The sequence below is a fragment of the Allobosea sp. TWI1241 genome (genome assembly GCF_039673065.1).
Taxonomy (GTDB): domain Bacteria; phylum Pseudomonadota; class Alphaproteobacteria; order Rhizobiales; family Beijerinckiaceae; genus Allobosea.
The window spans coordinates 279,581-299,412 of record NZ_JBDJKW010000003.1 but is presented as its reverse complement, the minus strand read 5'-3'; the positions used below and the strand labels follow the sequence as shown (position 1 = coordinate 299,412).

The following is a 19,832-nucleotide window of genomic DNA, read 5'->3' as shown; positions in this document are numbered from 1 at the left end:
CTCAGCGCTGCGGATCGTTCTCGAGCCGGATCGGCTGGCCATGCGGCGTCGCATCGGCAGCGCGGGACCAGGCGGCGGCGCGCTCCGCCAGCCCCGCCGGCGAGGCCAGCCCCTTGGCGACGAGCAGGCGCTCCAGCGCGGCGCTCCAGCGCTCGTAATAGTCGGAGCCGTCGCGGCAGCCGCCGGCGGCCACGGCCTCGCGGATCTCGGCGCCGAGCGCCTGCGCCCACTCGCCGGCGGTGATCACGCCGCGATTCTGCAGCGCCACCACCATCGCGAAGGCCTGCGCCTGCCAGGGCTCGGCGAAGACCGGTCCGTCCGCGTCGCGCGGGATCGGTGTCTCGGCCGCCAGCGCGGCGGCGAGCTCCTGCTCAGGCCGGCTCAAGATAGCTCTCCCAGGCCTCGATGCTGACCGTGCTGTCGGGATCGCCGTCGCGGCCCCAGAGTTCCGGCCCGGTGAAGACGACGGTGTAGAGCCATTGCGCCGTCTCCGGCGCGCCATGGGCGCCGGTGTCGGGGAAGACATGGCAGCCGGTGACGCGCTCGATCACCCCGGTCTTGCCGCGGGCGTAGCGCGGCAGGCGGGTATGGTGCTGCGGATGCATCACCAAGGTGCGCACGCGGTCGCCGACGGCGAAGCGGGCGGGGGCTTGCGCCTCGCGCTCATAGGGAAAGCCGCGGCGCAGGATGGCGGGGATCTCGTCGCCGGCGAAAACCCGTTTCGGGGCGCGGCGCTGCGGGCCGGGCACGCCGGAGGCGAGTTCCTGCTCGTCCAGGAAGCCGTGCTGGACCAGGACCTTGTCGAGGGCCGCCAGCCAGATCTCGTAATAGCTCGCGGAGAGATACTGCACCGGCGGCAGGCTCTCGCGGGCATGGCGGATGCCGTCGATGGTCCAGGCGCCGAGCCCGCCCGCGGCGACGTTGATCGCCAGAACGCGCTTCTCCCAGTCGGCATGGAAGATCGGCTCGTCCGGCTCGGGCACCACCGGGCCGAAGCCCATCTGCCCGCCGAGATCGTGCGGGCCGTTCATGCCGCCACCGCCGCGTCGAGCAGGGCGACGCCGATCATCGAATCGCGGGTGACGATCGCGGCCAGCGCCTCCTCGCTCCAGCCCTCCGTGCCGGCCGGGCGCATCGGGATGACGATGAAGCGGGTCTCCGCGGTCGAATCCCAGACGCGGACATGCTGGCCCTCCGACAGGGTCACCCCGAAATCGGCGAGCGTACCGCGCGGGTCGATCACCGCCTTGGCGCGGTAGGGCGGCGACTTGTACCAGACCGGCGGCAGCCCCAGCACCGGCCAAGGATAGCAGGAGCACAGGGTGCAGACGACGAGGTTGTGCTGCGCGGGCGTGTTGAACAGCGCGACGATGTGCTCGCCGCCGCGCCCGCCATAGCCGAGCTCGGCGACGGCGGCGGTGCCGTCCGCCGCCAGCCTCTCCGCATAAGCCGGGTCGCTCCAGGCCCTGGCGACGACGCGGGCGCCGTTGCGCGGGCCGACGCGCGTTTCGTAGGTGTCGACGATCGCGTCGAGCGCGGCCGGGTCGACATAGCCCTTCTCGACCAGCAGCGACTCCAGCGCCTTCACCCGCGCCTCGATGGCGGTGAAGTGGTTGTCGTGCTCGTGATCATGGTCGTGGTGATGGCCGTGGCCGCTCATCGCACCGTTCTCCGTCCTGGCTCGCCGGCGAGGTTACGCGATCCTGATCCGCGCCGCACGCTCCAGCCGCGCCGCCAGCGCGACCAGCGAGCGGTCGGAGCCCTTGGGGCCGATCACCGAGAGCCCGAGCGGCGCCCCGTCGCGCTCGGCGACCGGGATCGAGACCTGCGGGAAGCCCGACAGGCCGGCGAGGCAGAGCAGCCTGAGCGCCCGGTTACGGAAATCGTCGAGCTCCGGCTCGCCCGCCTCGACCAGCGGGGCGATGTCGGGCACGGTCGGCAGCAGCAGCACGCCGTCGCGGCCGAGCAGCCGGGAGAGCTTGCTGCGGAAGGTGCGGCGCACGCTGTCGCCGCGGGCGTATTCGGCGTCGGTCACCGCCTTGGCGAAGGCGAAGCGCTCGGCGACACCCGGGCCGAGCGGCGGGACATGGCGCTCGATCATCGCGCCGTCGGAGAGCCAGGCCTCGCGACCCTGGATCCAGCGGAAGGCCCAGTAGAGCGCGTCCATGTCGCGGGTGACGCGCACCTCCTCCGGCTCGCCGAGCACATGGGTGATGCGCTGCAGGGCGTTGCGCAGCACGCGCTCGGCCTCCGGCACGGCCTGTCCGAACAGGTCGCCGCCCAGCAGCAGGCGCGGGGTTTCCGGCAGGGTGACGCGGTCCTTGCCGAGGATCGCCTCGGCAACGCGGCGGAAGGTCTCGCCGTCGCGGCAGAACCAGCCGGCGGTGTCGAGGCTCTCGGCCAGCCGCCAGGCGCGCTTCAGCGAGAGCCGGCCATGGCTCGGGCGGATGCCGAACAGGCCGCCATAACTCGCCGGTGCCCTCACCGAGCCGCCGGTATCGGAGCCGAGGCCGATATCGGCGAGGCGCCCGGCCACCGCCGCCATCGAGCCCGAGGACGAGCCGCCGGTAATGCGGTCCGGCGCGGCCGGGTTCACCGGCGCGCCGAAGTGGGCGTTCTTGCCGTTGAGCGAGAAGGCGAGCTCGTCGGTATGCGTCTTGCCGACGAAGCGGGCGCCGGCGTCGAGGAAGGCCTTCACGATCGGCGCGGTCTTGGGCTTGATGCCGGACAGCGCCAGCACGGTCGGCGAGCCGGCCCCGGTCGGGTAGCCCTTGACGTCGTAGAGGTCCTTCACCGCCAGGGTCAGTCCGGAGAGCGGGCCCGAGGAGGCGTGCTTCACCGGCGCCGGCGGATAGGGTACGAAGCAGCGGAACGGATCGTCGTCGTACATCTGGTCTCGCTCCCCCCGGTCACAGACCCTGCGCGTCGCCGTCGGAGCGCGGATCATGCGTGGCCTCGACATGGCCCTTGCGATGCTTCACCAGCAGGCCGGCATGGCCGAACTGGTCGGAATAGGCGTCGGCATGCGGCTCGACCGGGTGGCCGGCGGCCTCGAGCCGCGCCAGCAGCGCCGGATCGAAACGGTTCTCCAGCTTGAGCGAGACCGAGCCGGCGCCCCAGGTCCGGCCGAACAGCCAGCGCGGCGCGTCGACCGCCTCGGCCACGCCCATGCCGAAGCGGTAGCGGCTGAGGATCTGCGCCTGGAACTGCGGCTGGCCGTCGCCGCCCATCGCGCCATAGCTCGCGACGCGGCCGTCGTCGAAGCAGGCGAGCGGCGGATTGAGCGTGTGGAAGGGCTTGCGGCCGGGCGCCAGCGGGTTGAGCGCTGCGGGATCGAGCGAGAAGGAGACGCCGCGGTTCTGCCAGTTGATGCCGGTGCCCGGCAGGACGCAGCCCGAGCCGTACTCCCAGTAGATCGACTGGATGTAGGAGACGGCGAGGCCGCTATCGTCGATCGCGCCCATCCAGACCGTGTCGCCCTCGCCGGCGCGGAAGGGCCAGGAGGCGGCGCGGGCGGGGTCGATCCGGGCCGCCTCGCGCGCCAGGGCGGCGTCGGAGAGCAGGGTGGCTGGATCGACGCTCATGAAGGCCGGGTCGGTGACGTGGCGGTCGCGTGCGGCGAGCGCCAGCTTGGTGGCCTCGATCAGCCCGTGATGATGTGCGAAGCCCTCGGCGCGGTCGACGCCGAGGCGCTCGAACAGGCCGAGAATGGTCAGCGCGGTCAGCCCCTGCGTCGGCGGCGGCAGGTTGTGGACGGTCAGCCCCGGCAGGCGCAGGCCGAGCGGGCGCACCATGCGCGCCTCGAAACGTGCGAGGTCGGCCCGGGTGACGGGCGCGCCGATCCGGTCGAGGTCGGCGGCGATCTCGCGGCCGACATCGCCGCGGTAGAAATCGTCGAAGCCGGCATGGGCGAGCTGCTCCAGCGTCGCGCCCAGCGCCCGCGGCCGGCGCCTGTCACCCGCCTTCGGCGCCTTGCCCTCCGGCCAGAAGGCCTCGGCGAAGCCCGGCGCGGCGAGGATCGCCTCGCATTCCTGCGGCACGGTGCGCAGCTCGGAGGCGGAGACGGCGTAGCCGTCGCGGCAATGGCCGATCGCGTCCGCCAGCAGCGCCGTCGGCGGCAGGCGGCCGCCGAGATGGCGCGACAGGGCGAGCGCTGCCTGCCAGCCGCCGACCGCGCCGGCGACGGTGAGCGCCGCGTCCGGACCGCGCGAGGGCAGGCGGTCATGGCCCTTCTCGCGATAGCGCGCGATTGTCGCGAGCGAGCCGGCCCCGCCGCAGGCCTCGATGGCGTGCAGCGTGCCGCCGGGCTCGCGCACCAGCCAGAAGCCGTCGCCGCCGATCGCGTTCATGTGGGGGTAGACCACCGCGATGGTGGCGGCCATGGCGATCATCGCCTCGATCGCATTGCCGCCCTCGGCGAGGATGGCGCGGCCGGCGGCGGAGGCGAGCCGGTGCGGGGCGGCGACGGCGGCGGAGGCGAAAACGGGCGTATCGGGCATCGACTCTGGGCGTTGCAAGGCGGGTTGTCGGGCGTGCGGGCGCGTGGCGTCCGGCGCGGAACTGTTGCATGCCGGTGCCGGCTGGGCTAGGCGGTGAGCGCATGGCTCCTGAGGATCACGGCATGGCGGCTGGACGCACCAACTGGCGCAATCTGATCATGGTGATCTCGCTCGCGATCCTCGTCGCGGTCGAGATCTTCGGCGTCGCCCTGGCCACAGGCTGGGCGATCGCGGGCATGTTCGAGCTCGGCCAGATCGTGTCCTATGTCCTGATGGCGATCTTCTCGGGCTTCGCGGCCTATGGCCAGATGGTGTTCATGCGCCGTGTCCTGAAGGTCGAGCGGCTGCGTCATCCGGGCTGAGCCCCGGCGCAGGGCCGCATCACCACCGGGTCGGCCTCGGCCGGCAGCAGGGCGTTCATCGTGCGGCATTTGGCCCCGACGCAGACCCGCCAGTCGGCGGTCGCGCCCGAGCGTCGCATCACCACCTCCTTCAGCGGCGGCAGCTGCGGGCGCCAGCGCCATAACCCGTCGACCAGCCTGGCCTCCGGCGGCGGCTCCATGCCGGCGCCGCTGCCCTGGACGCGCGCCTCGGCGATGACCAGCCCGTCCGGCGTCTCGCGCCAGACCTCCTCCCAAAGCGATTTCTGCACCGAGTGCCGCCAGGCCAGCGTGATCTCGCCCGCGCCGAGCGAGATCACCAGTGCCCCCGCCGCGAGGCAGATGCTCATGCCGCCTGCCGGTCTGCCACCCTTGCGCGCCAGACATGCAGGACGACCAGCACCACCGCGAGCGCGAACCCGACTTCGTCGGTCACCGGCAGGGCCAGCACGAGGAAGGCCGCGGCGACCGCCGCCAGCACGCGCTCCCACAGAGCCATGTCGCGCTTGAGATAGCCGATCGTCGCGGCGCCCCACAGGCAGATCGCCAAGAGCGCCTTGCCGATGATGTAGACCGCGGCGAACACATAGGCCGAGCCGGTCAGGCCCTCGACGGGCTGCAGCATCAGTGCCGGCGCGTAGACGGCCATATAGGGCACGACGAAGCCCGCCATCGCGATCTTCACCGCCTGGCCGGCGATCTTGAAGCCCGATTCCTTGGCGATGGGCGCCGCCGCGAAGGCGGCGAGCGCCACGGGCGGCGTCAGGTCGGCCATGATCCCGAAGTAGAAGACGAACATGTGGCTGACGATCAGCGGCACTTCGAGCTTCAGCAGGATCGGCGCGGCGATCGAGGAGGTGATGATGTAGTTCGGGATGGTCGGGATGCCCATGCCGAGGATCAGGCTGACGATCATCGTCAGCACCAAGGCCAGGAAGAGCGAGTTCTGCCCGACGGCCACCACCGCATTGCCGAAGATGGTGCCGACGCCGGTGAGGGTCATCGTGCCGATGACGATGCCGACGACCGCGCAGGCGACGCCGACCGGAATGGCCTGGCGGGCGCCGTCGGCGAGGGCCTCCCGGCAGGCGACGACCGTCTCCCTGCCGCCCCGGGTGAACAGGTTGGCGAGGATCAGCGCCACGACGATGCCGACGATGACGAGGATGCCGTACCAGAAGAAGAAGGCGCAGAGCAGGCCCAGACCGAGCCAGAACAGCACCCGGACGGTGATCGCGCCGATGCCGAGCGCCAGCGAGCCGCCGAGGATCAGCATCACGGTGAGCGCCAGACCGACCGAGCCGGAGAACAGCGGCGTGTAGCCGGCGAAGAGCAGATAGACCAGCACGGCCAGCGGCAGGATCAGGTACCACTTCTCGGCCAGCGCCTTGCCGGCGCTCGGCAGCTCGGCGCGGGGCAGGCCGACGAGGCCGCGCTTGCCGGCCTCGAGATGCACGGCCAGGAAGGCGGCGACATAGTAGAGGATCGCCGGCACGATCGCCGCCTGGACCACCGCGGCATAGGGCACGTCGATCGTCTCCGCCATGATGAAGGCGACGGCGCCCATCACCGGCGGCATGATCTGCCCGCCCATCGACGCGGTCGCCTCCACGCCGCCGGCGAAGGCAGGGCGATAGCCGAAGCGCTTCATCAGCGGAATGGTGAACTGGCCGGTCGAGACGACGTTGGCGACGCCGGAGCCGGAGATCGTGCCCATCAGCGCCGAGGAGAACACCGCGACCTTGGCCGGGCCGCCGCGGGCCGAGCCGAACAGGCCCATGGCGATGTCGGTGAAGAGCTGGATCATGCCGGCGCGCTCCAGGAACGAGCCGAACAGGATGAAGAGGAAGATGAAGGTGGCCGAGACGCCGGTCGGCGTCGCGTAGAGCCCCTCCGTGCCGAAGGCCATGTGCTCGATGACCTGGTCGAGCGAATAGCCGCGATGGTTCAGCGGCGCGGGCAGATACTGGCCCAACAGGCAGTAGGCGAGGAACAGGCCCGAGACGATCGGCAGGGCCGGCCCCATGAAGCGCCAGCAGATCACGAACAGGACTGCGATGGCGGTGATGCCGACCACGAGGTCGGCGGAGGTCACCTCGCCTGCGCGGGCGACGAGGTCCTCATAGAGGAACCAGTGATAGAGGCCGACGGCGAAGCCGACACCCGCCAGCAGCCAGGCGGCGGCAGCCTTGGCGCGCGTGTCGCTCTTGTGCTGCGCCAGCAATCCGCCGGCCACCAGGCAGAGGAAGCCGACATGGAGCGTCCGCAGGATCTGGTTGGGGATGGAGCCGCCGAAACGGGCCAAGAGCTCGACGACGACGAAGAGCGGGATCCAGGCGAGCAGCAACTCGCCCGCCGGCTTGCCCTGGATCTTGCGCAGCACGATCCAGCCGAGCCAGAGCGCCATGCTGCCGCGCAGGAGGTCGATGATCGAGATGCCCGCGAAGCGATGGTCGAGCGGGACATTGAAGGCGGTGGCGATCTGGAACAGCGAGAAGGCCACGGCGATCCAGAAGAGCAGGCGCCCCTGCCATCCCGGCCCGAAGCCGGCCGGCAGGCCGTGCTCGGGATCGACGAATTGGCCCGGCGCGCCGGTCGGCACCCCGGCATTGTCGGGCACTGCCAGTGGCTTTTCGGCTGCGCTGCTCATGTTCCGTTCCCCGTGCTTCGTGCCGGCCGGCCGCGGCCGGCAATGGCCGATCCCCCGTTCCGGCCGTGGTCATCTGTCCCGACGAGACAGAGCGAGGCCGGACGGACCGGCCTCGCTCGCGTCATCGCATGCCTCTGCTGTCAGGAATCGACCTTCAGGCCCTTCTCCTTGAAGTAGCGCGCCGCGCCCGGGTGCAGCGGGACAGGCAGGCCCTCCAGGGCGTTCTCGAGCTTGATGGAACGGGCCGCAGCATGGGCCGCCGCGAGGTCCGGCAGGTTCTCGTAGATGCTCTTGGTCATCTGGTAGACGGTGTCCTCCTTCACGCCTTCATGGGTGACGAGGTAGTTGACCACGGCGGCGGCCGGGGTGGCCGTGGTCTGGCCGTTATAGGTGTTGGCCGGGATGGTGGCCTTGACGAAGGGCGCGCCGGCCTTCTCGACCACGGAGGTCGGCACCTCGACCACGGTGATCTCGACCGAGGTGGCGAGATCGCGCAGCGAGGCGACGCCGAGACCGGCCGACTGCAGCGTGGCGTCGAGCTGGCGGTTCTTCATCAGTTCGACGGATTCGGCGAAGGGCAGGTACTCGATCTTGCCGAGGTCCTTGTAGGTCATGCCGGCGGCGGCGAGGATGGCGCGGGCGTTGAGCTCGGTGCCGGATTTCGGGGCGCCGACCGAGAGCCGCTTGCCCTTGAGATCGGCGAGCGTCTTGATGCCGCTGTCCTTCGAGGCGACGATCTGGATGTAGTTCGGATAGATCGCCGTGACGCCGCGCAGCTTCTTGAGCGGCGTCTTGAAGCCGGCTTCGGCGTCGCCGGCCCAGGCGGCCGCGAGCGAGTCGCCGAGCGTGAAGGCGATCTCGCCCTTGCCCTGCTGCAGCAATTGCAGGTTCTCGACCGAGGCCTTGGTGGCCTGCACCGTCGGGCGGATGTTCTGGATTTTCTCGCCGTAGATCTTCGAGAGCGCGACGCCGAGCGGGTAGTAGACGCCGGAGGTGCCACCGGTCAGCACGTTCACGAATTCCTGGGCGCGGGCGCCGACCGGGGCGGCCGCGATCGCGAGCGCGGCGGCGAGCCCGGCCAGCGAGCGATGGCGAAATAGCGTCTTCATGGTCCCTCCCGAAACGGTTGCCCCGGCTCGAGAGGCCGGGTCCTGGCGCGACTTTAGGGTGTGTCAGGCCCGGAAGGGAACCCGCACCCATTGGCCAATAGTTGTATGCGGTCGGGTTTCGGTGCGAATTCCGCCCTGTTACCGCCAGATTGGCGCGGACATTGCCCTTGTCGGCCGGACAGGATAGCCGAAGTCCGTGCCGCCCGCGCCATGCCCGCCCCAAGGAGAGCCTCGTCCCGATGCCGTCGCGCCCGCAGACCTCGCCCGTGATCGACCGCCGCCTGCTGCTCGCCGGTGCGGCCGGAACCGCCGCGCTCGCCGCCGCCGGCTTCGCCGGACCCGCGCTGGCGCAGCAGGGGCTGCGGCTGGGCGAGGCCGAGAGCTTCAGCTTCGACGGGCTGAAGGAGCGCGCCCGCGACCTGGCGCGCAAGCCCTATCAGGCACCGCCCAACCCCAAGCCGGACGTGCTGGAGCGGATCGACTACGACGCGCACGGCAAGATCCGCTTCAAGCCGGAGATGGCGCTGTGGGCGGACGGGCCCTCACCCTGGCCGGTGACCTTCTTCCATCTCGGCCGCTACTTCCAGAAGCCGGTGCGCATGCATGTGCTCGACGGCGGCAAGGCGCGCGAGATCGTCTATGACGAGGCCTATTTCGAGATGCCGGCGGATTCCCCGGCGCGCCAGCTGCCGCGCGGCGCCGGTTTCGCCGGCTTCCGTTTCCAGGAGAGCCGCTCGGGCCATCCCGGCCCGAAGGGCGAGACGCTCGACTGGAAGAAGAACGACTGGGTCGCCTTCCTCGGCGCCTCCTATTTCCGGGCGATCGGCGAGCTCTACCAGTACGGGCTCTCGGCGCGCGGCCTGGCGGTCGACCCCGCCGTCGGCGGCAAGCCGGAGGAGTTTCCCGACTTCACCCATGTCTGGCTGGAGACGCCGCAGGCGGCGGCCGAGCATGTCGTGGTCTACGCGCTGCTCTCGGGGCCGAGCGTGGCCGGGGCGTTCCGCTTCCGCATGCATCGCGGCAAGGGCGTGCTGATGGAGATCGAGAGCCAGATCTACCTGCGCAAGGATGTCGAGCGCCTCGGCATCGCGCCGCTGACCTCGATGTACTGGTATTCGGAGACCGCCAAGGCGACCATGGTCGACTGGCGCCCCGAGATCCACGATTCCGACGGGCTGGCGCTGTGGACCGGCGCCGGCGAGCGCGCCTGGCGCCCGCTCAACAACCCGCCGCGCACCATCGCCTCCTCCTTCGTCGACACCAATCCGCGCGGCTTCGGCCTGATGCAGCGCGACCGCGCCTTCGACCACTACATGGACGGGGTGTTCTACGAGCGCCGGCCGAGCCTCTGGGTCGAGCCGGTGGGCGATTGGGGCAAGGGGGCGGTCCAGCTGATCGAGATCCCGACCGACGACGAGATCCACGACAATATCGTCGCGATGTGGGTGCCGGCCGAGCCGGCCAAGGCGGGCGCGTCCTACAGCTTCGCCTATCGCCTGCACTGGCTGGCCGACGAGCCGTTTCCGCCGCCGCTCGGCCGGGTGGTAGCGACGCGGCTCGGCAATGGCGGCCAGCCGGGCACGGCGCGGCCGAAGGGCGTGCGCAAGTTCATGGTCGAGTTCAAGGGGCCGGCGCTGGAGACCATCCCCTTCGGTGTCAAGCCGGAGGTGGTGCTGTCGGCCTCGCGCGGCAGCTTATCCTATGTCTTCGCCGAGGCGGTGCCGAACGACGTCCCGGGCCATTGGCGCGCCCAGTTCGACCTCACCGCCGGGGGCACCGACCCGATCGAGATGCGCTGCTTCCTGCGCGGCGGCGACAAGGTCCTGACCGAAACCTGGCTGTACCAATACCTGCCGGCCTAGGATCAGCCGTCCATCTGGCGCTTCAGCACGCGGTCGATCGAGACGAAGAGCGTATTGGCGCCACCGGGCTCGACGCAGAACACGTCGAAGCGCGGCGCCTGCGGATCGTCCGCCGGCATGTGGAGCACGGCCGCGCCCTTGCGCCCGGCGCCGCTCAGGATGCGGAAGCCCAGTCCGTCGGGCAGGCGGATCTCGAGGGCATCGGCCGCGATCTGGGTCGCGACGCCGTCGAGGATCGCGGTGAAGGTCAGTTTCTCGCCGGTCACGGGTAGGCTCCATCGGGGCAGGGACGCTCGGATGTGCGTATGACAGCGCCCGCGCCAGTGGAGCGCAACCCCGCCGCGCTTGCCGGGGAGGCGGCGTAATATTATATCGTTCCCATGGCTCACGATCACGCCGGCCACCGCCATCCCGTCGCCGATGTCCCCGGCTGGTCGCTGCTGCGCCTGTCGGCCGGTCAGCGGCTGGCCATCGCCGCGGTGATCGTCGCCTGCCTGTGGGTGGCGACCTTCGCCGTCATGAGTTGAGTGCGTCGCCCGTGTCCGTTATCCGCTTCACCGACCTGACCCTCGGCTATGACCGCCATCCGGCGGTGCACCATCTCTCGGGCGAGATCGCCGAGGGCAGCCTGACGGCGGTGTTCGGCCCGAACGGCGCCGGCAAGTCGACGCTGCTCAAGGGGATCGTCGGCACCTTGCGCCCGCTCGGCGGGCGCATCGCCCTGGGCTCCGGCCATCGCCTCGCCTATCTGCCGCAATCGGCCGAACTCGACCGCTCCTTCCCGATCCATGTCTACGACCTCGTCGCCATGGGCCTGTGGAACCGCGCCGGCCTGTTCGGCGGCATCGGCCGGGCGGCGCGCGCCGGCATCGAGGAGGCGATCGCCGCGGTCGGCCTCACCGGCTTCGAGAGCCGGGCGATCGGCACGCTCTCGGGCGGCCAGATGCAGCGGGCCCTGTTCGCGCGGCTCTTGCTGCAGGACGCCGACGTCATCCTGCTCGACGAGCCCTTCACCGCGATCGATGCGCGCACCACTGCCGACCTTCTGGCGCTGGTGCAGCGCTGGCATGGCGAGAAGCGCACCGTCGTCGCGGTGCTGCACGATATCGAGATGGTGCGGCGCGTCTTCCCGCAGACGCTGCTGCTGGCGCGCGAGGTCGTGGCCTGGGGCGAGACCGGCGAGACGCTGACGCCGGGCAATTTGCTCGCCGCGCGCCGGATGGTCGAGGCGTTCGACGATCACGCCGCGCCATGTGCCGCCTGAGCACGGCCGCCGCCGCTCACGCCGGCCCTTGCCGGGCCCGCTCGACACCCCGCCCGAAAGAGCCTTCGCCTTGCTCCACGATTTGCTGATCGGCCCCTTCGTCGAGTTCGACTTCATGCGCCGGGCGCTGGTCGGCATCGTGGCGCTCTCGGTCTCGGCCGCGCCGGTCGGCGTCATCCTGATGCTGCGGCGCATGAGCCTGACCGGCGACGCCATGGCCCATGCCATCCTGCCCGGCGCCGCGCTGGGCTATCTCGTCGCCGGCTTCTCGCTCCCGGCGATGACGCTGGGCGGGCTCGCCGCCGGTTTCGCGGTCGCGCTGGCGGCCGGCGCGGTCGCACGGCTGACCGTGCTGAAGGAGGATGCGTCGCTCGCGGCCTTCTACCTGATCTCGCTGGCGCTGGGCGTGACGCTGGTCTCGCTGCGCGGCTCGGCGGTCGACCTGCTGCACGTGCTGTTCGGCAACGTGCTGGCGCTCGACGATTCCGTTCTTCTGCTGCTCGCCGGCGTCGCCAGCGTCACCCTGCTGCTCCTGGCGGCGATCTACCGGCCGCTGGTGCTGGAATGCGTCGATCCCGGCTTCCTGCGCTCGGTCAGCCGGTCGGGCGGCATGGTGCATCTGAGCTTTCTGGCGCTCGTGGTCCTCAACCTCGTCGCCGGCTTCCATGCGCTCGGCACGCTGCTCGCCGTCGGCCTGATGATGCTGCCGGCCGCGGCAGCGCGGTTCTGGACCGCTGACGTCACCCGCCTCATCGTGCTGGCCAGCCTGTTCGGCATGGTGTCGGGCTATGGCGGGCTGGTCGCCTCCTATGCCGCGGGTGCCGGCCTGCCGGCCGGCCCGGCGGTGATCCTGGCCGCCGGCGTGGTCTATCTCGCCTCGCTCCTGTTCGGCTCGCAGGGCGGTCTGGCGCGGCGTCTCTTGCCCGGAAGGCACCTTCAGCGCTAGTGATGTTATAGTGTTTCACTATCTGGATCGTGCCATGCTGAACCGTCGCCATCTGCTCGCCGGCCTCGCCGCCGGCTTTTCGCTGCCGCTTCCCGCCTTCGCGCAGGAGACGGTCCCTGTCGTCGCGAGCTTCTCGATCCTCGCCGATTTCGTGCGCGAGGTCGGCGGCGGCCGCGTCTCGGTCACGGCGCTGGTTGGCCCGGATGGCGACGCGCATGTCTATTCGCCGACGCCGGCCGACGCCAAGGCGGTCGCGGCGGCGAAGCTGATCCTCGTCAACGGGCTGAACTTCGAGGGCTGGCTGCCGCGGCTGATGCGCTCGGCGGCGGCCAAGGGCACGGTGGTGACCGCGACCAAGGGCATCACGCCGCTCGAGGCCGACGAGGATCACGACCATGGCCATGATCATAAGCACGGTCACAAGCACGCTCACGACCATGGCGACCACGACCCGCATGCCTGGCAGGATGTCGGCAACGCGAAGATCTACGTCGCCAATATCCGCGACGCGCTGATCGCGGCCGATCCGGCCGGCAAGGAGGCCTATACCGCCAATGCCGAGGTCTATCTCGCGCGGCTGACGACGCTCGACGGCGAGATCAAGGCCGCCGTCGCCCGTATCCCCGAGGCGCGCCGCAAGGCGATCACCTCGCATGACGCGCTGGCCTATTTCGCCAAGGCCTACGGCATCGCCTTCCTGGCGCCGCAGGGCGTCTCGACCGAGGCCGAGGCTTCGGCGCGCGACGTGGCCCGCATCATCCGCATGGCCAAGGCCGACAAGGTGCCGGCCGTGTTCATGGAGAACATCACGAATCCCCGCCTGATCGAGCAGATCGCCCGCGAGAGCGGTGCGCGGATCGGCGGCCGGCTCTATTCCGATGCGCTCTCGGCGCAGGGCGGCCCGGCCGGGACTTACATCGCGATGATGAAACACAATATAAGCGAGATCGAGAAGGCGCTCTCCGCCGGCCCGGCCTGAGGGCCTTCGCGCGAGCAACGCCACCCTCCCGGACGGCACGGGCCTGACCGGGATCCTTGTCCGGAGCGGTCCGGCACGGGTCCCGGCGAGGATCATCGGCCGCGACGGGAGCGGGGGCTGCTCCGCGATCGTCTCCCGCAGCACCAGGGCCGAGAACCACAGGTCGAAACATGTCCGAGAAAATTCCCGTCACGGTGCTCACCGGCTATCTGGGCGCCGGCAAGACCACGCTCCTCAACCGCATCCTCACCGAGGACCACGGCAAGAGGTTCGCGGTCATCGTCAACGAGTTCGGCGAAGCCGGAATCGATGGCGACCTCGTCGTCGGGGCCGACGAGGAGGTGTTCGAGATGAACAATGGCTGCATCTGCTGCACGGTGCGCGGGGATCTGATCCGCATCCTCGACGGGCTGATGAAGCGCAAGGGCAAGTTCGACGCGATCATCGTCGAGACCACCGGCCTCGCCGACCCGGCTCCGGTCGCCCAGACCTTCTTCGTTGACCAGGACGTCGGCGACGCCACCCGCCTCGACGCTGTCGTCACCGTCACCGACGCCAAATGGCTGAAGGACCGGCTGAAGGACGCGCCGGAGGCCAAGAACCAGATCGCCTTCGCCGACGTGATCATCCTCAACAAGATCGATCTCGTCTCCGAGGCCGAACTGGCCGAGGTCGAGGCCGCGATCCGCGCGCTCAACCCCTATGCCAAGCTGCACAGGACCACGCGCTGCGACCTGCCGGTGGGCGATCTGCTCGACCGCAGCGCCTTCGATCTCGACCGCATCCTCGACATCGAGCCGGACTTCCTCGAATCCGGCCATCATCATCACCATTCCGACGATGTGCGCTCGATCTCGCTGACCATTCCAGGCGATGTCGATCCCGAGAAGTTCATGCCCTGGATCAACGATGTCAGCCAGATCCAGGGCGCCGACATCCTGCGCTCCAAGGGCATCCTCGCCTTCAAGGGCGAGCCGCGCCGCTTCGTCTTCCAGGGCGTGCACATGATCCTGGACGGCGACCTGCAGCGCGAATGGAAGCCGGGCGAGACGCGCGCTTCGCGCCTGGTCTTCATCGGCCGCGGCCTCGACGAGGCGGCGCTGCGCAAGGGCTTCGAGGCCTGCGCCGCCTGACGGCGCGCCGGCCCTGGCGGCTGGCGTCTGCTGCTGAGACAAACGAAAGGGCGGGCCGCGCGAGCGACCCGCCCTTTCTCGTTTCGGGCCGTGCGGGCCCGCATCCGCCTCAGGCGGCTGCGGCTTCCACCGGCTTCTTCGCAGTCAGCCCGCGCCAGATCATCATGCCCCAGAGCAGCAGCGTCAGCACGCCGATCGTGCCGGCGAGCGGCCGCTCGAAGAAGCCCATCAGCGCGCCATTGGCCTTGATCATCGAGCTCATGAAGTTCTGCTCGAGCATCTGGCCGAGGACGAGGCCGAGGATCAGCGGCGCCACCGGGATGTCGTGCTCCTCCAGCCACCAGCCGAACACGCCCATGGTGAGCATCAGCACGATGCCGTAGGCCGAGTTGGTCATGGCGAAGGCGCCGACCAGGCAGAAGATCACGATGATCGGCGTCAGGATGTTCTTCGGCACCCGCAGGATCTGCTTGGCCGACTTGATCGCCGCCCAGCCGAGCGGGAGCATGATCAGGTTGGCGAGGATGAAGATGATGAACACGGCGTAGATCAGTTCCGGCGACTGCTGGAACACGGTCGGGCCGGGGTTCATGCCCTTCATGTAGAGCACGCCGATGACGATGGCGGTGATCGAATCGCCGGGAATGCCGAAGACCAGCGCCGGGATCCAGGCGCCGCCGAGCGCCGAGTTGTTGGCCGAGGTCGAATCGACGATGCCCTCGACATGGCCGGTGCCGAACTTCTCGGGCTCCTTGGAGAGCTTCTTCGAGACGGCGTAGGAGACCCAGGCGGCGATGTCGGCGCCGGCGCCCGGCAGGATGCCGATCGTGGTGCCGACGGCCGAGCCGCGGAAGAAGTTCTTCCAGTACTTCTTCCAGACCGCCGAGAGGCCGGTGAACATGTTGCCCACCGCCTGCTTCACCACCTCGCCGGCCTTGTCCATCGAGACGGCGCCGCGCAGCAGCTCCGACACCGCGAACATGCCGATCATCGCCGGGATGAAGTCGATGCCGGAAAGCAGGTCGACATTGCCGAAGGTGAAGCGCGGCTGGCCGGCGGCCGGGTCGATGCCGACCGTGGCGATCGCCAGGCCGATGAACAGCGACAGCAGACCCTTCAGCGAGTCGCCCGTGCCGATGAAGATGGCGCAGGTCAGGCCGAGGCAGGCCAGCCAGAAATACTCGAAGGAGGAGAAGTTGATCGCGACCTCGGCCAGCATGGGCGCGAAGGCGATCAGGAAGACCACGCCGAACAGGCCGCCGGCGACCGAGAAGACCAGGTTGACGCCCATGCAGAGGTCGAGCTGGCCCTTGCGGGTCATCTGATAGCTCTCATCGGCATAGGCGGCGGAGGCGGGCGTGCCGGGCATGCGCAGCATGGCGCCGGGAATGTCGCCGGCGAAGATCGCCATGGCGGTGGCGGTGACGATGGCGCCGAGCGCGGCGACGGGCGACATGAAGAAGGTGATCGGCACCAGCAGCGCCGTCGCCATGGTGGCCGTCAGGCCGGGAATGGCGCCGACGAACATGCCGAAGACGGCGGAGGCGAGGATGACGCCGAGGACCTGGGGTTCGAAGACCAAGCCGAATGCGGAGATAACTGCGTCCATCGATCGGCGCTCACAGAATGCTGTCGAGCAGGCCGCGCGGCAGCGGAACCCGCAGGAGGCTTGCGAAGAAATACTGGACGACCAGCGTCGAGACGACCGCGACGACGACCGCGGTCACCGGCCTGACCGAGAACCAGAGGAACAGGCCAAGCTGCAGCACGAAGGCCGTGATGATGAAGCCGAGCGTGTCGGAGATCAGGATGTAGGCCAGCATGGCGCCGATGATCAGGAAGAACGAGATCAGGTGCCGGGGGACGCGGGTCCAGTCGTCGAAGGCCAGCCAGGCCTGACCGGTGGCGGCGCGGGTGCGAAGGCCGCGCAGGATCAGCAGGACGGAGCACAGGATGATGCCGCCGGCGATGATGCGCGGGAAGAGATTGGGACCGTAATCCTGGCCCGGGAAGCCCGGGAAGGAGAAGCTCTGCTGGATCATCAGGCCCGCGATCACGATGAAGATCGCGCCGACGATGGCGTCGTTGAATTTCATGGCATGGCTACTTTCCGCGCCGCCCCTCGATACGGCGCTGTGGCAGGACGAAGACGGCCGCCTGTGAGGCGGCCGTCCGGGCCTAGTCGGGTCTGCGGCCTGGATCAGGCCTTCTTGGCGAGGCCGCCGGCGGTCAGGGCGACGCCCATGCTCTTGTCGCTGGTGCCCATATAGGTCCCGAAGTCCGGGCCGTCGGCATAGATCATCGCGAAGCCGCGGCCGTTCATGAAGTCCTTGTACTCCTTGGAGTCGTAGACCTTCTTGAGCTCTTCGCGCATGATCTTGGAGACGTTGTCCGGCAGGCCCTTCGGGCCGCCGATGCCGCGCCAGGAGCCGACTTCGAAGTCGATGCCCAGCGTCTCCTTCATGGTGGGGACGTCCTTGAACTGCGGGTTGCGCTCGGCCGCCATGATCGCCAGCGAGCGGGCGCGGCCGGCGTCGAGCATGGCGCGCGCCTCGGGCACCGAGCAGGTCACCATGTCGATGCCGCCGGCGGCGAGATCCTGCATGGCGGGCGCGGCGCCGTTGGACGGGGCCCAGGAGACGTGGTCGGGCTTGAGCTTCATCCCGAGCATCCAGCCGATCAGAGCGAGGTGCCAGATGCCGCCCTGGCCAGTGCCGGAAGCCTTGAGCTTGCCGTGCGGGGCCGCCTTGATGGCCTCGGCGAGGTCGTTGATCGTCTTGTAGGGCGAGTCCGCCTTGACCTGCACGCCCGACGGGTCGGAGTTCATCAGCGCCAGCGGGGTGTAGTCCTGATAGGTGAGCTTGGTCAGGCCCTGGTGGTGCATCATCGCGATTTCGGAGGTGATGATGCCGAGCGTGTAGCCGTCCGGCGCGCCCGTCGCGATCGCGGAATGGCCGACCACGCCCGAGCCGCCGGTGCGGTTCACGACGTTGAAGGGCTGGCCCAGGCTCTTCTCGAGCAGCGCGGCGATGATGCGCACGATGGCGTCGGTGCCGCCGCCGGCGCCCCAGGGGCAGACCAGCTGAACCGGGCGCGTCGGCCACTTCGCCTGGCCGATGGCCGGGCCGGCGATCAGGCCGGTGGCGCCGGCGGCCGCAGCCCCTTGCAGAAGCGTGCGCCTGCTGATGGTGGTCATGCTCGGATATCCTCCCGTTAAAATCGATTGAACTACCGTTGCTCTCTGCGGAGCTTCCGTTACGGCGGCATACTGAAACAAAGCGGGGGCCGCTGACAACCGCTTATCTGCATACTGCATGCGGAAATGCGTTGACGGCCGCAAGATCGCCGCGGCCACGGATTTTCACGCGGTTTCGGCCGGTTCAGCCGCGTTTTACGCGCCACACCCCATGGGGACGAGCAGGCCGAGCCCCACGGCGACGACCGCGCCGGTCGAGGACGGCCCCGCTTCCGGCGTGGTCGCGGCGGCACCGCCGCCGAGCGCGGCGATTGCTGCGGGCCCGGCCAGGCGATAGTCGCGGGCCGGGGCCACGCCGGCGACGAGACCGGTCTCGGGGGGCGCGTCGATCGCCAGGCCGACGAGGCGGCCGGCCATGTCGAAGACGGCGGCGCCGGCCTGTCCGGGCTGGAGCGCGGCGCGGATCGCGGTCGCCCCCTCGCCGGGCAGCGCCTCGGCCGGAATGGCGCTCGCGACCGCGCGGCCGTCCGCGTCGGCATAGGCGAGGGCGACGAGGCGCTCGCCCGCGTCCGGACGTCCCGCGCGCAGGGCCGGGCCGGCGCCCTTGCGGGCCTCGGCGCTCTCGATCACCGCGAGGCCGGCCGCTTCGTCGCGGGCGGCGATGGTGGCGGGCTTGCCGGCGATGCGCGGCGCGGGGCAGCTCTTCAGCGTCGCCAGCGCCACGGCGACGCGGCCGCCGCCCAGGGCGATGCCGGCCGGGTGACGGGCAACCGGGCCGCCCGGAACAGCCATCACCGCGGCGGCCGGGCCCTGGCCCGTGAGGCGCGGCTGGGCGCCGGCCGGCGCGCCGGGGCCGGGGAAGGGCTCGAAACTGTCGGCGATCGCGGTGACGACGCGGTCGAGCGTCCCGGCCAGCGCCTTGTCGTAGCCGATCGAGAAGCCGCGCAGCCCGGCCTCGCCGAACGCCTGCCGGCGGAAGAACTTGCCGGTGGCGGTCTCGCCGGCGACGACGAAGAAGTCCGGCCGCAGCAGCTTGTAGGTGATCTTGCGCGCCGCGTTCGGGTTCGCGGCGGTGGCGCGCTCGAACAGCGCCTTCAGCGTGCCCCCGGGCGGGGTGGCGCTGACATCGAGCGTGACGCGCCCGTCGGCGCTCTGCCAGCGGCTGCCGCCATTGGGCAGCGCCTCGCGCTTCGGCAGCAGGCGTGCCGGAATGCCGATGCGCACGCCGGTGCGCTCGTCGGTGAGCACGGCGAAGCCGGTGGCCTGGCGCGCGGCCTGCGCGGCCCGGGCGAGCTCCTGCCGCTCGGCCGGGGCCAGGCGCCCGTCGGCCGCGCCGCGCCCGGCCTTGAAGGCGTTGATGGCGCGGAATGTCAGCGGGCCGAAACTGCCGGTCGCGGCGCTGTTGAGATGGCCGGTCCAGATCAGGTCGACCTGGATCGCCTTGCGCTCGGCCTCTGGCAGGGCGCCGAAGGCGCTGGTGGCGGCAGCCAGGGGCGAATCGGGCGCCTGCGCCCGCGTCGCGGCGGTGCCGCCAAGCAACAGCACGGCCGCCAGAGCGGCCATGGCGCCGGATCGGGCCCGGATTGCGCGCATGGTGACCTCCTTCGCCGCCCGCTCACGGCGCGGCGCGGGCCATTCAGCGTCAGTCGCGGGCCGGAGGCAAGCGGCGCCCGGCAGGGAACTGAGGATTGCGGACACCTGCCGAGTTGCGCTGCCCCATACGGGTGATAGCTTCGCCAGCCTCGACGGGCGACGATCAGGTCTCCCGCACGAGCCCGGCCGCGCCCGCGCGGGCCGACCCAGTCCGGAGACCC

Annotated in this window: 20 protein-coding genes; 7 read left to right on the top strand and 13 right to left on the bottom strand. The window is 70.2% G+C overall.

From position 1 onward, the window contains the following. Position 1 precedes the first annotated feature (1 nt). Genes ABE438_RS06600 through ABE438_RS06580 form a run of 5 tightly spaced genes read right to left on the bottom strand, consistent with a single transcriptional unit; the run spans position 2 to position 4,499 of the window. Positions 2 to 385 carry a nitrile hydratase accessory protein gene (locus ABE438_RS06600; RefSeq protein ID WP_346501743.1) on the bottom strand — a complete coding sequence of 128 codons (384 nt, stop codon included), beginning with the start codon at positions 383 to 385 and terminating at the stop codon, positions 2 to 4. After that, a complete protein-coding gene (gene nthB / locus ABE438_RS06595) occupies positions 372 to 1,031 on the bottom strand; it encodes a nitrile hydratase subunit beta (RefSeq protein ID WP_346501742.1) in 660 nt (219 codons plus the stop codon). Before nthB ends, ABE438_RS06600 begins: the two co-directional genes overlap by 14 nt. Further along, a complete protein-coding gene (nthA, locus tag ABE438_RS06590; protein WP_346501741.1) occupies positions 1,028 to 1,660 on the bottom strand; it encodes a nitrile hydratase subunit alpha in 633 nt (210 codons plus the stop codon). Before nthA ends, nthB begins: the two co-directional genes overlap by 4 nt. 33 nt (positions 1,661 to 1,693) lie before the next feature. Next, on the bottom strand, positions 1,694 to 2,890 hold the full coding sequence (locus ABE438_RS06585; RefSeq protein WP_346501740.1) for an amidase: 1,197 nt from the start codon (positions 2,888 to 2,890) through the stop codon (positions 1,694 to 1,696). Positions 2,891 to 2,909: 19 nt separating this feature from the next. Next, positions 2,910 to 4,499, bottom strand: coding sequence for a gamma-glutamyltransferase family protein (locus ABE438_RS06580; protein ID WP_346501739.1), 1,590 nt, complete (start codon positions 4,497 to 4,499; stop codon positions 2,910 to 2,912). A 122-nt stretch (positions 4,500 to 4,621) separates the two neighbouring features. Here ABE438_RS06580 and ABE438_RS06575 point away from each other — a divergent pair, with 122 nt between their 5' ends. Beyond that, complete coding sequence (locus ABE438_RS06575) at positions 4,622 to 4,861, top strand: hypothetical protein (protein ID WP_346501738.1); 240 nt, start codon at positions 4,622 to 4,624, stop codon at positions 4,859 to 4,861. Here ABE438_RS06575 and ABE438_RS06570 read toward each other — a convergent pair. The 3 genes from ABE438_RS06570 to ABE438_RS06560 all read right to left on the bottom strand — a co-directional run bounded on the left by ABE438_RS06570 (position 4,849) and on the right by ABE438_RS06560 (position 8,638). Further along, a complete protein-coding gene (locus ABE438_RS06570) occupies positions 4,849 to 5,229 on the bottom strand; it encodes a DUF1850 domain-containing protein (protein ID WP_346501737.1) in 381 nt (126 codons plus the stop codon). The genes ABE438_RS06575 and ABE438_RS06570 overlap by 13 nt on opposite strands. After that, positions 5,226 to 7,529, bottom strand: coding sequence for a TRAP transporter permease (locus ABE438_RS06565; protein WP_346501736.1), 2,304 nt, complete (start codon positions 7,527 to 7,529; stop codon positions 5,226 to 5,228). The genes ABE438_RS06570 and ABE438_RS06565 overlap by 4 nt, the downstream gene beginning before the upstream one ends. Positions 7,530 to 7,669: 140 nt before the next feature. Then, on the bottom strand, positions 7,670 to 8,638 hold the full coding sequence (locus ABE438_RS06560) for a TAXI family TRAP transporter solute-binding subunit (protein WP_346501735.1): 969 nt from the start codon (positions 8,636 to 8,638) through the stop codon (positions 7,670 to 7,672). Between the two features lie 239 nt (positions 8,639 to 8,877). On the opposite strand from ABE438_RS06560, the gene ABE438_RS06555 reads away from it, so the two are divergent. Next, positions 8,878 to 10,500, top strand: coding sequence for an OpgD/OpgG family glucan biosynthesis protein (locus tag ABE438_RS06555; RefSeq protein ID WP_346501734.1), 1,623 nt, complete (start codon positions 8,878 to 8,880; stop codon positions 10,498 to 10,500). A 2-nt stretch (positions 10,501 to 10,502) separates the two neighbouring features. Here ABE438_RS06555 and ABE438_RS06550 read toward each other — a convergent pair whose 3' ends face one another. After that, positions 10,503 to 10,766: a hypothetical protein gene (locus ABE438_RS06550; RefSeq protein WP_346501733.1), complete on the bottom strand. Its 264-nt coding sequence runs from the start codon at positions 10,764 to 10,766 to the stop codon at positions 10,503 to 10,505. A gap of 114 nt (positions 10,767 to 10,880) precedes the next feature. Here ABE438_RS06550 and ABE438_RS06545 point away from each other — a divergent pair, with 114 nt between their 5' ends. The 5 genes from ABE438_RS06545 (at position 10,881) to ABE438_RS06525 (ending at position 14,822) form a co-directional block, all read left to right on the top strand. Then, positions 10,881 to 11,027 carry a hypothetical protein gene (locus ABE438_RS06545; protein WP_346501732.1) on the top strand — a complete coding sequence of 49 codons (147 nt, stop codon included), beginning with the start codon at positions 10,881 to 10,883 and terminating at the stop codon, positions 11,025 to 11,027. Between the two features lie 11 nt (positions 11,028 to 11,038). Beyond that, on the top strand, positions 11,039 to 11,764 hold the full coding sequence (gene aztA, locus ABE438_RS06540) for a zinc ABC transporter ATP-binding protein AztA (protein WP_346501731.1): 726 nt from the start codon (positions 11,039 to 11,041) through the stop codon (positions 11,762 to 11,764). Positions 11,765 to 11,879: 115 nt separating this feature from the next. Then, positions 11,880 to 12,710: a metal ABC transporter permease gene (locus ABE438_RS06535; RefSeq protein WP_346501811.1), complete on the top strand. Its 831-nt coding sequence runs from the start codon at positions 11,880 to 11,882 to the stop codon at positions 12,708 to 12,710. Positions 12,711 to 12,744: 34 nt separating this feature from the next. Then, complete coding sequence (locus ABE438_RS06530; protein ID WP_346501730.1) at positions 12,745 to 13,689, top strand: metal ABC transporter substrate-binding protein; 945 nt, start codon at positions 12,745 to 12,747, stop codon at positions 13,687 to 13,689. 170 nt (positions 13,690 to 13,859) lie between these two features. Next, positions 13,860 to 14,822: a CobW family GTP-binding protein gene (locus ABE438_RS06525; protein ID WP_346501729.1), complete on the top strand. Its 963-nt coding sequence runs from the start codon at positions 13,860 to 13,862 to the stop codon at positions 14,820 to 14,822. Between the two features lie 109 nt (positions 14,823 to 14,931). Here ABE438_RS06525 and ABE438_RS06520 read toward each other — a convergent pair whose 3' ends face one another. The 4 genes from ABE438_RS06520 to ABE438_RS06505 form a co-directional block, all read right to left on the bottom strand. After that, a complete protein-coding gene (locus ABE438_RS06520; protein ID WP_465248563.1) occupies positions 14,932 to 16,404 on the bottom strand; it encodes a tripartite tricarboxylate transporter permease in 1,473 nt (490 codons plus the stop codon). Positions 16,405 to 16,441: 37 nt separating this feature from the next. Then, positions 16,442 to 16,918, bottom strand: coding sequence for a tripartite tricarboxylate transporter TctB family protein (locus ABE438_RS06515; RefSeq protein ID WP_346501727.1), 477 nt, complete (start codon positions 16,916 to 16,918; stop codon positions 16,442 to 16,444). A gap of 104 nt (positions 16,919 to 17,022) precedes the next feature. Continuing rightward, positions 17,023 to 18,018 carry a tripartite tricarboxylate transporter substrate binding protein gene (locus tag ABE438_RS06510; protein ID WP_346501726.1) on the bottom strand — a complete coding sequence of 332 codons (996 nt, stop codon included), beginning with the start codon at positions 18,016 to 18,018 and terminating at the stop codon, positions 17,023 to 17,025. A gap of 195 nt (positions 18,019 to 18,213) precedes the next feature. Next, positions 18,214 to 19,611, bottom strand: coding sequence for a S1 family peptidase (locus ABE438_RS06505; RefSeq protein ID WP_346501725.1), 1,398 nt, complete (start codon positions 19,609 to 19,611; stop codon positions 18,214 to 18,216). Positions 19,612 to 19,832: the final 221 nt, after the last annotated feature.

Bases quoted from the DNA above. Each gene is read 5' to 3' on its own strand.
- ABE438_RS06585 (WP_346501740.1), bottom strand. From the start codon at position 2,890: ATGTACGACGACGATCCGTTCCGCTGCTTCGTACCCTATCCGCCGGCG.
- ABE438_RS06515 (WP_346501727.1), bottom strand. From the start codon at position 16,918: ATGAAATTCAACGACGCCATCGTCGGCGCGATCTTCATCGTGATCGCG.
- ABE438_RS06575 (WP_346501738.1), top strand. From the start codon at position 4,622: ATGGCGGCTGGACGCACCAACTGGCGCAATCTGATCATGGTGATCTCG.
- ABE438_RS06525 (WP_346501729.1), top strand. From the start codon at position 13,860: ATGTCCGAGAAAATTCCCGTCACGGTGCTCACCGGCTATCTGGGCGCC.
- nthA (WP_346501741.1), bottom strand. From the start codon at position 1,660: ATGAGCGGCCACGGCCATCACCACGACCATGATCACGAGCACGACAAC.
- ABE438_RS06565 (WP_346501736.1), bottom strand. From the start codon at position 7,529: ATGAGCAGCGCAGCCGAAAAGCCACTGGCAGTGCCCGACAATGCCGGG.
- ABE438_RS06560 (WP_346501735.1), bottom strand. From the start codon at position 8,638: ATGAAGACGCTATTTCGCCATCGCTCGCTGGCCGGGCTCGCCGCCGCG.
- ABE438_RS06555 (WP_346501734.1), top strand. From the start codon at position 8,878: ATGCCGTCGCGCCCGCAGACCTCGCCCGTGATCGACCGCCGCCTGCTG.
- ABE438_RS06545 (WP_346501732.1), top strand. From the start codon at position 10,881: ATGGCTCACGATCACGCCGGCCACCGCCATCCCGTCGCCGATGTCCCC.
- ABE438_RS06570 (WP_346501737.1), bottom strand. From the start codon at position 5,229: ATGAGCATCTGCCTCGCGGCGGGGGCACTGGTGATCTCGCTCGGCGCG.
- ABE438_RS06580 (WP_346501739.1), bottom strand. From the start codon at position 4,499: ATGCCCGATACGCCCGTTTTCGCCTCCGCCGCCGTCGCCGCCCCGCAC.
- ABE438_RS06505 (WP_346501725.1), bottom strand. From the start codon at position 19,611: ATGCGCGCAATCCGGGCCCGATCCGGCGCCATGGCCGCTCTGGCGGCC.
- nthB (WP_346501742.1), bottom strand. From the start codon at position 1,031: ATGAACGGCCCGCACGATCTCGGCGGGCAGATGGGCTTCGGCCCGGTG.
- ABE438_RS06535 (WP_346501811.1), top strand. From the start codon at position 11,880: ATGCGCCGGGCGCTGGTCGGCATCGTGGCGCTCTCGGTCTCGGCCGCG.
- ABE438_RS06510 (WP_346501726.1), bottom strand. From the start codon at position 18,018: ATGACCACCATCAGCAGGCGCACGCTTCTGCAAGGGGCTGCGGCCGCC.
- ABE438_RS06530 (WP_346501730.1), top strand. From the start codon at position 12,745: ATGCTGAACCGTCGCCATCTGCTCGCCGGCCTCGCCGCCGGCTTTTCG.